The 12,224-nt window shown below is 61.1% G+C and carries 12 protein-coding genes; 3 read left to right on the top strand and 9 right to left on the bottom strand.

Annotated elements, in window-relative coordinates:
* Positions 1-105: 105 nt before the first annotated feature.
* From EN808_RS01020 to EN808_RS00985, 8 genes are all read right to left on the bottom strand, one after another.
* Positions 106-1,107: a ParB N-terminal domain-containing protein gene (locus tag EN808_RS01020; protein WP_210235443.1), complete on the bottom strand. Its 1,002-nt coding sequence runs from the start codon at positions 1,105-1,107 to the stop codon at positions 106-108.
* 221 nt (positions 1,108-1,328) lie between these two features.
* Complete coding sequence (locus tag EN808_RS01015; RefSeq protein WP_135914951.1) at positions 1,329-2,414, bottom strand: ABC transporter ATP-binding protein; 1,086 nt, start codon at positions 2,412-2,414, stop codon at positions 1,329-1,331.
* Positions 2,414-3,517, bottom strand: a complete 1,104-nt coding sequence (locus EN808_RS01010) for an ABC transporter ATP-binding protein (RefSeq protein ID WP_135914950.1) — start codon at positions 3,515-3,517, stop codon at positions 2,414-2,416. Before EN808_RS01010 ends, EN808_RS01015 begins: the two co-directional genes overlap by 1 nt.
* Positions 3,514-3,744, bottom strand: a complete 231-nt coding sequence (locus tag EN808_RS01005; RefSeq protein ID WP_135914949.1) for a hypothetical protein — start codon at positions 3,742-3,744, stop codon at positions 3,514-3,516. The genes EN808_RS01010 and EN808_RS01005 overlap by 4 nt, the downstream gene beginning before the upstream one ends.
* A complete protein-coding gene (locus EN808_RS01000; RefSeq protein ID WP_135914948.1) occupies positions 3,741-4,700 on the bottom strand; it encodes a carbohydrate ABC transporter permease in 960 nt (319 codons plus the stop codon). Before EN808_RS01000 ends, EN808_RS01005 begins: the two co-directional genes overlap by 4 nt.
* Before the next feature lies 1 nt (position 4,701).
* The gene (locus EN808_RS00995) at positions 4,702-5,607 is read right to left on the bottom strand and encodes a sugar ABC transporter permease (protein WP_015315632.1); all 906 of its coding nucleotides are present in this window, start codon (positions 5,605-5,607) and stop codon (positions 4,702-4,704) included.
* A 69-nt stretch (positions 5,608-5,676) separates the two neighbouring features.
* Positions 5,677-6,993: an ABC transporter substrate-binding protein gene (locus EN808_RS00990; protein ID WP_127279271.1), complete on the bottom strand. Its 1,317-nt coding sequence runs from the start codon at positions 6,991-6,993 to the stop codon at positions 5,677-5,679.
* Positions 6,994-7,352: 359 nt separating this feature from the next.
* Positions 7,353-8,036 carry a TetR/AcrR family transcriptional regulator gene (locus EN808_RS00985; protein ID WP_135914947.1) on the bottom strand — a complete coding sequence of 228 codons (684 nt, stop codon included), beginning with the start codon at positions 8,034-8,036 and terminating at the stop codon, positions 7,353-7,355.
* 100 nt (positions 8,037-8,136) lie between these two features.
* Here EN808_RS00985 and EN808_RS00980 point away from each other — a divergent pair, with 100 nt between their 5' ends.
* From EN808_RS00980 to EN808_RS00970, 3 genes are read left to right on the top strand one after another with little or no spacing between them, the layout of a single operon-like run.
* Positions 8,137-9,333, top strand: coding sequence for a Tm-1-like ATP-binding domain-containing protein (locus EN808_RS00980; RefSeq protein ID WP_135914946.1), 1,197 nt, complete (start codon positions 8,137-8,139; stop codon positions 9,331-9,333).
* 9 nt (positions 9,334-9,342) lie between these two features.
* The gene (locus EN808_RS00975; RefSeq protein WP_135914945.1) at positions 9,343-10,209 is read left to right on the top strand and encodes a phosphoenolpyruvate hydrolase family protein; all 867 of its coding nucleotides are present in this window, start codon (positions 9,343-9,345) and stop codon (positions 10,207-10,209) included.
* 6 nt (positions 10,210-10,215) lie between these two features.
* Positions 10,216-10,632 (top strand): cupin domain-containing protein, encoded by a 417-nt coding sequence (locus EN808_RS00970; RefSeq protein ID WP_135914944.1) that lies wholly within the window; start codon positions 10,216-10,218, stop codon positions 10,630-10,632.
* Positions 10,633-10,809: 177 nt separating this feature from the next.
* Here the strand turns inward: EN808_RS00970 and EN808_RS00960 are convergent, their stop codons facing one another.
* A complete protein-coding gene (locus EN808_RS00960; protein WP_127279967.1) occupies positions 10,810-12,000 on the bottom strand; it encodes a Xaa-Pro peptidase family protein in 1,191 nt (396 codons plus the stop codon).
* Positions 12,001-12,224 lie beyond the last annotated feature (224 nt).

Genomic DNA, 12,224 nt, shown 5'->3' with positions numbered 1-12,224 from the left:
GGAATCGACCTGCGTCTTGATAAGGCGAGCACGTTTTGCGGCTGAGTCGGCGATAAGAACCATCTCGGGTTGGGCAACAGGGTCGAACCCGTCCAGCGCGCTTAGTCAATGCTGAAGTTCTGCATTCGCGGCAATCAGATGTTCTTCAAATCGCATACTCAAGGGTGTTCCCGCCACGACTGCCTCCTCGAGGCTGCCTCGCTCCTCAAGAACTTTAGTGGCAACCTTGGATCCAAGCACTTCCCGAAGGCGATTGAGATCAGGGTTCTGGCTCTTTACCACTGGCTGGATGTCGCGATCTTTCGATCCGTACAACCAGATCAGGAGCTTCTGGAGCTGGGGGAAGTTGTTTGTCGGAATTGGGTTCCTTTGAGGATCCGTAGACCGGTCAGGTCGTTCCATACCCAGGTAGGTCGTAAATTCGTCGTAGGCCAAGCCGGTATACAGGTGGGAGAAGCTGAACGACTTCTTTTTTCGATCTTCGACTTCATACACCTCATTTCTTTCGGCCTGCTCGAGAACGAATAGAGCGGTAACCATCCGATGGATAGTCATATGCTGGTCGCCCATGCGTCCAGCTATATCGGCCAGTGTCATTCCACCAGGTCGCGAGTGTTCGTCGTCCAACCAGCGGGCGGCGAAGCGTGCTTTCGCGAACGCATCCCATCCTTGCGGGCCATTGATATGCTTGAAGCCAATCAAGTCGCGGGCATCTGCCTCTGTCGCAACGCGATAGCATAGAAGATCGTCAAGCGAAGCCCGCTTGCTTTTGTCCATGGGCGGCAATGTCAGTTTGGCCCTAGCAGCCAGATCGTCATTTCGCAGCACTTTCACTGCTGCCAATCGCCGATTGCCCTCCAAAACCGCAAACCGTCCAGCCCTCTCTATTACGATCAGCGGCTCGATATTTATGTAGCCGCTTGTCGAGATGGATTGCACGAGCTCCGCGAGATCAGCGCTCTTTGCCAATTGAATGACGATATCATCATCGCTTGATGAGGCGGGTTCCTTGTCCGGCGTAAAGCGGGGGTTATTGGTGTCAAAGTCAAGCAACCCGACTGGTACCTTCTCCGCGTGTCCGACCGGCAATATCTTATCGAGGTCCATACCCAAAACCTTCCTAGCCCAGCGAATGCCAGGTCATTCTGACCGGTATCTCAGAAAAGGCCTGATAATTTCAACCCCAAAGCAGCACTATAACCCATGCCGTCATTCCCGCAATTCGGCTTGAAGCGCCCCCCGCCTGACGGCCGATGTCGATTTTCGGGACGCGCCTCAGACAGAGCCCTCACGACAGCCTTCGCTCGGCTGAGCCGAGACAGCGCGACTCACCCTGTGTGCCGCAAGCTGACTCCACTGCCCTTGTCGAACAGCACCACCTTGTCGGGGTTCCAGGCAAAGCGCACCGGTTGCTCGATCGCGACATCGGTCCTGGCCGGCACCGTGGCGCGCAGGGTTGTATCGCCGACCCGCAGCGTCAGGATCTTTTCCACGCCATGGTTCTCGACGTCGTGGACACGCGCCTCGACCGGTGCGCCGCTTTCCAGATACACATCCTCCGGACGGATGCCGAAGACGAGCGGGCGACCCTCGGTCGCCCCACTCGCCTTGGCTCCCCCTGCAAACGGCAGTTCAAAATTCAATGGCGCCATCACCGCACGGCCGTTCACCAGCCTGCCGTCGATGAGGTTCATCGGCGGCGAGCCGACGAAGCTCGCCACGTAGGTGTCGCGCGGGTTGTTGTAGATCTCGTGAGGCGTGCCGGTCTGGATGATGCGGCCATGGTTGAGCACGCCGACTTTGTCACCCATCGACATCGCCTCGATCTGGTCGTGGGTAACGAACAGGAAAGTGGCGCCGAGCTGTATCTGCAGGTTCTTCAACTCGGTGCGCAGCGCCTCGCGCAATTTGGCGTCGAGCGCCGACAGCGGCTCGTCCATTAGGAACACGCGCGGCTTGCGCACGATGGCGCGGCCGATGGAGACGCGCTGCATTTCGCCGCCGGACAGCCGGTCGGTCTTGCGGTCGAGCAGGTGCTCGATCCGTAGCGTGCGGGCGGCGCGGTCGACGCGGTCCTTGATCTCGGCGTCAGGCAACCTGCGGATCTTCGGCTTCAGCGGAAATTCGAGGTTTTCGCGCACCGTGTAGCGCGGGTAGAGCGAATATTGCTGCAGCACCAGCGCCACGTCGCGCTCGGCCGCGCCCCAGTCGGCAACGTCGACCCCATCGATGAAGACCTGCCCCGCGCTCGGCTTCTCCAGCCCGGCGATCAGCCGCAGCGTGGTCGTCTTGCCGGCGCCCGTTTCGCCGAGCAGGACGAAGAATTCGCCATCGGCGATGTCGAGGTCGAGCCCGGTCAAGGCCGTGTGGTTACCGAACGTCTTGGAGATATTCTTGAGCTGGATATGGGCCATCAGAGCCTCACCTCAAGCGACTTGCCGCTTGCCTTGTCGAAGAAATGCGCCTGCGTCGGATCGATCCTGGCAAAGACCTTTTCGCCGGGGCCTGAAATGAAGCCGCTCTTGGTGCGGGCACGCAGCATATTGGAGCCGACCTTGAGGTCGACGATGTCGAAGGAGCCGAGCGGTTCGACGATCTGCGTCTCGACCGCCATGAAGCCGTCGGCCGCATCACGGCGAATGAGCACCCCTTCGGGCCGGATGCCGAGCGCCAACGCGTCGCCGGCATGACCGTTGAGCTTCGACAGCAACGTGCTGGGAAACTCGAAGCCGCTGGCCGCGTCGCCTAGGGTCACCGATGCGGCCGAGGCTTTCTCGGTCACGGCCGCGTCGGCGACATTCATCACCGGGCTGCCGACGAACTGGGCCACGAACAGATTGGCCGGCTGCGAATAGACCTCGTCGGGCGTTCCCACCTGCTGCAACACGCCCTCATGCATGATGACGATGCGGTCGGCGAGGCTCATCGCCTCGATCTGGTCGTGGGTGACGTAGATGGTGGTCGAGCCCTGCTTGATGTGCAGCCGCTTGATCTCGGCCCGCATCTCCTCGCGCAGCTTTGCGTCGAGCGCGCCGATCGGCTCATCCATCAGCATCGCCTTCGGCCGCCGCACCAGCGCCCGGCCGATCGCCACCCGCTGCATGTCGCCGCCTGAAAGTGCCGACGGTTTCTTGGCCAACAGGTCTGAAATTTGCAGCGTCTTGGCGACCGAGCGTACTTCCTGGTCGATCTCTGTTTTGCTCTTGCGCGTGGCGCGCAAGGGAAAGGCGATGTTCTCGTAGACGCTCATATGCGGGTAGAGTGAAAACGACTGGAACACCATGGCGATATCGCGGTCGGCCGCCTTCAAATGCTGGACCGGCTTGCCGTCGATGAGGATGTCGCCCTCGCCGATGGTTTCCAGTCCGGCGATGGCGCGCAACGTCGTCGTCTTGCCGCAGCCGGACTGTCCAAGCAGCACTATGAACTCATTGTCCGCGATCTTGAGGTTGAGGTCCTTGATGACCTGGACGGCACCGAAGAATTTCTGGACGCCGCGAAGCTCTATCTGGGTCAATGCTGTGCTCCCGGATTTCGCGTATCCGCGCCATGGCCGGTGCTGGCCTCTTCCTCGGGCGCTATCTTCGAGGTGATGTTGAAGCCGATCAGCCCGATCAGGATGATGGTCAGGCCGTAGCTGTGCAGCAGCATGTTCCACGGCTGGCAGAGTGCGACGATGCCGAGCACCATCAGCACTTGGCTACCGGGCTCCAGATATTTCTGATTGATGGCGCGAAAGCTCATTTGCGGATCGCTCCGAAGGACATGCCGCGCAGCAGATGATTGCGAAGCATGAAGGTGAAGATGGCGACCGGCAGCAGGAACAGGAAGGTTCCGGCGGCAATCACCGTCCAGTCCGGCAGGCCGGAGCCGACCTGGCTGGGAATGAACGGCGGCGCCGTCTGGGCGCGGCGGTTGGTCATGATCAGCGCGAAGGCATATTCGTTCCACGCGGTGATGAAGCAGAACACGGCTGTGGCGGCGATGCCGGTGGCGGCCTCCGGCAGCACGATCTTGAAGAAGGCTTCCATGCGTGTGTAGCCGTCGACGAGTGCCGCCTCCTCATACTCCTTCGGGATTTCGTCCATGAAACCCTTCATCAGCCACACCGAGAAGGACAGGTTGAAGGCAGTGTAGAGGATGATCAGGCCGATATGGGAATCGTTGAGGCCGACCGCGCGGTACATCAGGAACATCGGGATCGCCACCACCACCGGTGGCAGCATGCGTGTCGACAGGATGAAGAAGAGCAGGTCCGCCTCTCCTTTCACCTTGAAGCGAGAGAAGCCGTAGGCGGTGAACGTGCCCATGCCGACAGCCAGCACCGTCGAAGTGATGGCGATGATCAGCGAGTTCAGGAAGCGGCTCGGATAGCCCGACCACTGCACCTGGCCCTTGCCGTCGCGCACGATCTTTTCACCGCCGTCGAACACGACGCGCTCCCACCATGGGGCGGCCGCGTACTCTTCCGGCGAAGGCGGACTGCGCAATTGGGAGCGCTTGGTGAACAGCTTCACGAAGGGCGATATCTCCGGCTGGAAGACGACGGTCGGCGGAATGGTGGTGGCAAGATTGCGCGGCTTGAACGCCGTCGAGGCGATCCAATAGATCGGCGCCAGGAAGATGATGGTCACCAGCAGCACGGCGACGATGGCGACGCGGTTGAAGGTGATTTCGGAAGAAGTGCGGACGGCCGCCATCTCAGCGCTCCTTCACCTTGTTGAGATATTTGACGTAGATGTTGGTGATCGCCAGCACCATGATCAGCACGATGTAGGCCATCGCGCAGGAGCGCCCGGTCTGCCATTCCTGGAACGCCATCTTGTAGAGCCGGATCGAGATCAGCTCGGCCGTCGGCTGGCTGGTCAGGATGTAGGCGAGGTCGAAGGTCTTGAACGCTTCCATGGTGCGGAAAATGACCGCGATCATCAGGATCGGCGCGACCAGCGGCAGGGTGATGCGGAAGAAGGTGTAGAACGGCCCGGCGCGGTCGATCGCGGCGGCCTCATAGAGATGCTTCGGCACCGCTGACAGGCCGGCCAGCGACAGCAGCATGACGAAGGGCGACCACATCCAGATGTCGGTCAACGCAACGGCGTAGAGCGCCATCTTGGGATCGGCCAGCCACTCGAAATTGCCGAGCCCGAGCGCATAGTTGATGACACCCCATGATGGGTCGTAAAGCAGTTTCCAGAACAGCCCCACGACCGCCATCGACAGCATCATCGGCAGCAGCAGCAGCGTGGTGATAAGACCCTTGAGCGGAATATCCCGGTTGAGCAGCATCGCCACGCCGAAGCCGACAAGCAGCTGTCCGACGACCGAGACAATCACGTATTTCGCCGTGATGGCGAAGTTCGACCAGACATAGGGGTCGTTGAGCAGGTCGCGATAGTTCTGCAGCCCGACGAAATTCGCCGGCGCATTGGTCGACGCGCGAAAATCGGTGAAGGAATAGCCGAGCGAGTAGATCAGCGGAAAAATGTTGAAGACGATCAGGAACAGAACCGTCGGAATGATGAAGAGATTGCGGATGGAGATATCGCTCAGGCCGCGTGCCGCGGCGCGCGAGGATCTGTCGAGGGTGGTGATCATCGTGGTCGCCAAGACCCTGCTCCCGGTTCAAGAAAAAGAAACGGAGGAGGCGACACCGCCCCCTCCGCGGGACATGAAGGATTATTGCACGCGGCCGTATTTCTTGAAGGTCGCGTTCCAGTCTCCAGCCAATGCGTCCAGCGTTTCCTTGGCGGTGCCACTGCCGCCGATCATGTAGGGGTAGATGCGCTGGTTGAGCTGCTGCAGCAGTTCGGCGTATTCCGGCACCGCCCAGAAGTCCTTCACCTTGAACATGGTCTCGTAGAAGGCCTTGTTGTAGGGCGTGGCGTTCTGGAACTCAGGCGACTTGAGCACTGCCTGGCTACAGGTGTAGCCGCCGAGGGCCGCCCACTTCTTCTGGGTCTCGTCCTTGATGAACCATTCGAGGAACTTCATCGCCTCGTCCTGCTTCTTCGAATACGAGATGACGGAGATGCCTTGCCCGCCCAGTGCGGCGAACTGGTCGCCATTTGGACCGGGAGGGTTAGCGAAGAAGCCGGTGTTCTTGGCATTCGGGTTCGAGGCCTCGTTGATCAGCGAGGGGAAGAACGCGAAGAAGTTCATGCTCATCGCGGCCAGGTTTTCCGTGATTGCCTGGTTGTCCTCGACGAAGAACGATTTAGCCCAGCCCGGAGGTGTGAACTTGTAGAGTTCTTTGTAGGCATCGAGCGCGGCAACCGCCTTGTCGGAGTTGATATGGCCGTCGACCTTGTAGGTCGTGTAATCGCCCAATTCACCGCCATAGGAGAACAGCGCGTTCTCGAAGCCCATCGCCATCGCGTCATAGGAATTGTCGGTGTAGATGGCGATGCCGTATCTCTTCTGGTCCGGCCGGTGGAAGAACTCCGCGATGTCACGCAGCGCCTTGAAATCCTTCGGCACGTCGAGGTCGTAGCCATACTTGGCCTTGAAGGCTTCCTTTTCCTTGGGATCCTCGAACCAGTCCTTGCGATAGGACCAGCCGACGGCGTCGCCCTCGAGCGGGATCGCCCAGTATTTGCCGCTGTTGCCGGGATACTCGGCATAATATTTCACCGTCGCCGGTGCCATGACGTTGCCGAGATCATGCTTCTTGAAGAAGTCGGTCAGGTCGACATAGTGGCCGCCGGTGGAGCCGGCCCCGAGCCACTGAGAGTCGCCGACGACAAGGTCATAGGCGTCGCCATGGGCGTTGAACTCGGTGAAGGCCTTGGTCTGGAAGTCGGACCAGGGCGTGGTTTCCACCGTGATCTTGACGCCGGTTTCCTTCTCGTACTCGTTGCCGAGTTCCTGCAGGTAATTGGCCGGATCCCACTCCGCCCAGAAGATGGTGAGCGACTTTTCCTGCGCGTAGACGGACGTTCCGCAGGCAAGCGTTAAGCCGATACCAGCAAGCATGCTGGTCACTAACTTGCGCATAATGATTTCCTCCCTTGTGCGCATTCTACCCTGTCTTGCGAGCCGGCGACGGAGCCGGCCCTGGTAGTTCCTCCCGTGGTCGCGCTTTCCGAATTCGGAGCCTCCTCGCCCTGTCCGGAAATGGATCGCAGCCCTCACTTTCGATCCGCTTTTCTTTCCAAATCTGGTATTACCAATTGTGAATGCCCGTCAAGCCCTTTCTTGAGCAGTGATGTCGGACAAAGTCGGCGAATTCCAGACTTATCCACCTGTTTTCTCTATATTTTCCTACTCATTGATACGCTTTGGCCTTGTACGGACTTTTGCATTGGAACTATTATCGCTAGTCGACACGCAAATCTGGTAGAACCAGATAAGCGCTATTTCTGTGTCGTTGCCTGCATGATCCGGGCCGTATCGACGGCCGACTCCGCGATCGCCGCGCGCACCAGCGCACGCGCCGCCCATTGCGCGACCGACATCGTCCGGCGGCTGTCCAGCCCCCATATATCCTTGAGCACGATCAGCACCTCCACACCGAAGATCAGCGACAGCGCCTGCGCCAGCCGGTTGAAGTCGCGCGGCGGCAAGCGGCCCTTGAGTGGCGCCAGCGCCTCCTTCAGCAATTCGACCCGATGGCCGCGCGTGAAGGCCGGCTCGCCGCCCAGCGTGCCCGCCTGGCGACGCGCCCATTGATCAAGCGACAACTTCAACGCTGCCTTGAATGTGGCCTCGAAGGCCTCGATGCGCGGCATGGCCGTGTCGAACAGTTCGGCCACGCGGCGCTCGGCATCGGCGGCGGTGGATCTCCAGGTGAGGATCGGCCCGAGCCCCTCGTCGACGACCGCCTGCACCAACGCTGACTGACTCGGAAAATAGCGATAGGCGGTGGCGCGGGACACTTGCGCCGCCTCCGCCACTTCGCTGACCGACGGGGTGACACCCGCCTGCATCAGCCTTGTCGCCGTCTCCAGCATCAGCCGTTTCGTACGCGCGCGGGGTCCGCGCTCGGCTCTCTCACCGGTATCGTCGTTCGTTGCCGGTTGTTGACGTGAGACATCCATACCAATACGATACGCGCGTCTCAAAAAATTGCAATGGCAGCCCAGCGCGACCCTGGCGATGAGACACACGCATCGCAGCCGCCAGGATTGGGGACCCTTGATGAAGCGCGTCTATGTGGTGGGCACGACTGACACGAAAGGCGAGGAACTCGGCTTCCTGGCCGATGCCATCGCTGCCACCGGCGCAGTAGTCTGCCGTGTCGATGTCGGAACGCGCGAGGCAACAATATCTGTCGACATCGGTGCCAAGGATGTCTCGGCGCATCATCCCGGCGGCAGCACGGCCGTGCTCGGCGGCAATGACCGTGGCGCGGCGGTCGCCGCCATGGGCGTCGCCTTCACCCGATTCATCCAGTCGCGAAATGACATTGCCGGCGTGATCGGCATCGGCGGCGGCGGCGGCACCTCGATCGTCACCGCGGGCATGCGCGCGCTGCCGCTCGGCCTGCCTAAGATCATGGTCTCGACGCTTGCCTCCGGCGACACCGCTCCCTATATCGACGTCTCCGACATCGTCATGATGCCATCGGTGACCGACATGGCCGGCCTCAACCGGCTGTCGCGTGTCGTGCTGCACAACGCCGCCCAGGCGATAGCGGGCATGGCAGGCAATCCAGCGCCGGCAGCGGACGGCAAGGCGTCGATCGGCCTCACCATGTTCGGCGTCACCACGCCTTGCGTGACCGCAATCGCCGATCGATTGCGCGACGTCTACGACTGCATGGTCTTCCATGCCACCGGCACCGGAGGCCGCAGCATGGAGAAATTGGCCGACAGCAGCCTGCTGTCAGGTGTCATCGACATCACCACGACGGAGGTCTGCGACCTGCTGTTCGGCGGCGTTCTGCCGGCGACGCAGGATCGTTTCGGTGCCATCGCCCGCACCGGCCTGCCCTATGTCGGCTCGGTCGGCGCCCTCGACATGATCAACTTCTGGGCGCCTTCGACCATCCCGGAACAGCATCGCGACCGGCTGTTCTACGAGCATAACCCCAACGTCACGTTGATGCGCACGACCGCGCAGGAATGCCGCGCGATCGGCGAATGGATTGGCACCAGGCTCGCCCAGTGCGAAGGTCCGGTGCATTTTCTGATCCCGGAAAAAGGCGTCTCCGCGCTCGACATCGAAGGCGGCGCCTTCTTCGATCCGGAAGCCGACGCCGTCCTGTTCGACGCCATCGAGCGCACCATCAGGCCGAATGCGACGCGCCGCGTCACCCGCCTGCCGCTGCACATCAACGACCCCGAATTCGCCCAAGCGGCAACCGCCGCCTTCCTCGACATTGCCAGACAGTGAGACCCAGACATGCCAGCCATACCGCGCAAGGACATATTGAAGAAGTTCAGGGGAATGATCGACAAGGGCGTGCCGATCGTCGGCGGCGGCGCCGGCACCGGCCTGTCGGCCAAGGCCGAGGAAGCCGGCGGCATCGACCTGATCATCATCTACAATTCCGGCCGCTACCGCATGGCGGGTCGCGGCTCGGCCGCCGGCCTGCTCGCCTATGGCAACGCCAACGAGATCGTCAAGGAAATGGCCTACGAGGTCTTGCCGGTGGTCAAGAAAACCCCGGTGCTGGCCGGCGTCAACGGCACCGATCCCTTCGTCATCATGCCGCTGCTTTTGGCGGAACTGAAGACGATGGGCTTTTCCGGCGTGCAGAATTTTCCGACCATCGGCCTGTTCGACGGCAGCACGCGGCAGAGTTTCGAGGAAACCGGCATGGGCTTCGGCCTCGAGGTCGAGATGATCGCCGAGGCGCACAAGCTCGACCTCTTGACCACGCCTTATGTCTTCAACCCCGAAGAAGCGCGTGCCATGACCAAGGCCGGAGCCGACATCGTCGTCGCCCATATGGGGGTGACGACGGGCGGCTCGATCGGCGCCACCTCGGCCAGGTCGCTCGACGACTGCGTCGTTGCCATCGACGCCATTGCCGAGGCAGCGCGCTCGGTGCGCAAGGATGTCATCCTGCTTTGCCATGGCGGCCCGATCTCGATGCCGGACGATGCGCGCTACATCCTCTCCCATGCCAAGGGCCTGCACGGCTTCTATGGCGCGAGCTCGATGGAACGGCTGCCGGCGGAAGCCGCGATCGCCAGGCAGACGGCGGATTTCAAGGCCGTCACACTGGGCGACGACAGAGCGCCCGCGAAGAAAAAGAAGGGATGATGAGAGATGACCGACAAGAGCAAGGTGTTTGTCTATCCGAAGGACGTCAGCGCCTTCGGCTTCGACTGGGGGAAATTGTCCCTGACCGTTGCGCCCGAAGTGAATGGCGCGACCCGCTTTTCCGGCGGCGTCGTCGACCTGCCCTCGGGCAAGGGCCATACCCGCCACAACCATCCGGGCGCCGAGGAAATCATCTTCGTCATTTCGGGCCACGGCGAACAGATGGTCGAGGACGAGAAGGGCAATCCGGTGGTCGAAAAGGTTGGCCCCGGCTGCACAATCTATGTGCCGGAAAGCCGGTTCCACTCGACGCTCAACACTGGTGACGGGCCGATGCAGCTGTTTGTGGTCTATTCGCCGGCCGGGCCGGAGCTGGTGCTAAGGGAGCTGCCGGATTTCAGGCTGGTGCCGGCGGGGGGGTGAACCCTTCGAGGGTCGCGCCGCCCCTCATTGTCCTGCCGGATATTTCTCCCCGTATAGTGACGGGGAGAAATATGCTGTCATCGCCGCTTTCGCCAATCGCCGAAGCTGCCTTCTTCTCCCCGTTCTACGGGGAGAAGGTGCCGGCAGGCGGATGAGGGGCAGCGCCAGCCTTGGGCATCATGAAATCCCACTCCTATTCCAACCCCGCCCGCGATCGCCAAACATCACATATCCCGCCTCAGTCACCGCCAGCGTATCCTCCAGCTTGATGAAGCCGCGCGTCGGGTGAAGCATGGTGGTCTCCACCGACAGCACCATGTTTTTCTCAAGCGGTTTGGCCGCATAGGTGCCTTCATAGGTCACCGGATGGTTGGTCATCAGGAACGGCGCCTCATGGGTGATCAGGCCCATGCCGTGGGCGAAGAAATCCGTATAGGGCGCGACCGTGGATTTCTTCAGCACGCCCTCGGCGTAAGCAATCATGTCGCCGCCAAGCACACCTGCCCTGACCTTCGAAAACGCCGCCTGCTGCACCGTCTCGACCTCGGCCAGCAGATCCTCCAACTCGGCATCGGGTTCGCCCAGAATGCCCATCCGGCAGAGGTCGCCGATATAGCCGTGATAATTGCCGCCGGAATCGATCGACAGCACCTCGCCCTTCTTCCATGCCTGTGGCGAGGCGGCGCGGTTGTGGCTGGAGCCAAGCGTCAGCAGGCAATATTCGAAATGCGCGCCGCGACTGGTCTCCTCGCGCCGTAGCTGCTCGATCATCTCGGCCTTGGTCGTGCCTTCATGCGCCCAGGCAATGGTCGCCAGCATGGAATCCGTGATCAACTCGGAGGCGGTGCGCAGCTTTTCGAGCTCGGCATCGGTCTTGATGGCACGCATGCGCTCCAGCATCTCGGTCGCGTCGATCAATTTCGCGTCGGGCAAGGCCTTGCGGATCAGCGCATAGGCATCCGACGGCAGGAAGCCGGGTTCGATACCGATGCGAGCGCCCTCCTTGCCGATCTTCCTGACATGCTCGACGGCAAGGTTCGCGGCGTCGAGCGTGCCCCAGCAGGCGGCATGCAGCGTCGGCGTCCAGAACGGATGGTTCTGGTGCTCGCCGCCCTCCATGCGGTTGCCGATATAGGCCGCATGGTCCGGTCCGCCCTTTTCGTAGACGACGATCGGCAGGTAACGGCTGTGGCCGATCGCATCCATGGCGGCAAAGAAGATGAACTTGTAGCCGCCCAGCAGGTACTGCGTGTTGTGCTTGGAGGTCGCGAGCAGCACGTCGATGCCGGCCTCCTCCATCAGCCGGTCGACCCGTGCCTGGTCGAACGGGATATTGCTGACGGCACCCTTGCCCGGCGCAATGTTCATCACTCTCTCCCTGAATTGCCGGGATCGTCGCTGTTTCGCAGCGATCCGCTGGCTCGCGATCAAATCTGCACTATTTTGCTCACTCTGGTCCAGCCAGAAACGTTATGAATGCCCGTCCATGCGGCATCAAGCCGGTATTCGGTCCAGCTACCCGAATATCTGGTCCTACCAGACAAAGGAATTGAATGAACTTATGCCAAACTGGTCCAGCGGACGTAAATTTC

The organism is Mesorhizobium sp. M8A.F.Ca.ET.165.01.1.1, from assembly GCF_004792065.1.
In the GTDB taxonomy this organism is placed as follows: Bacteria; Pseudomonadota; Alphaproteobacteria; order Rhizobiales; family Rhizobiaceae; genus Mesorhizobium.
This window is presented reverse-complemented; position numbering and strand designations above follow the sequence as displayed.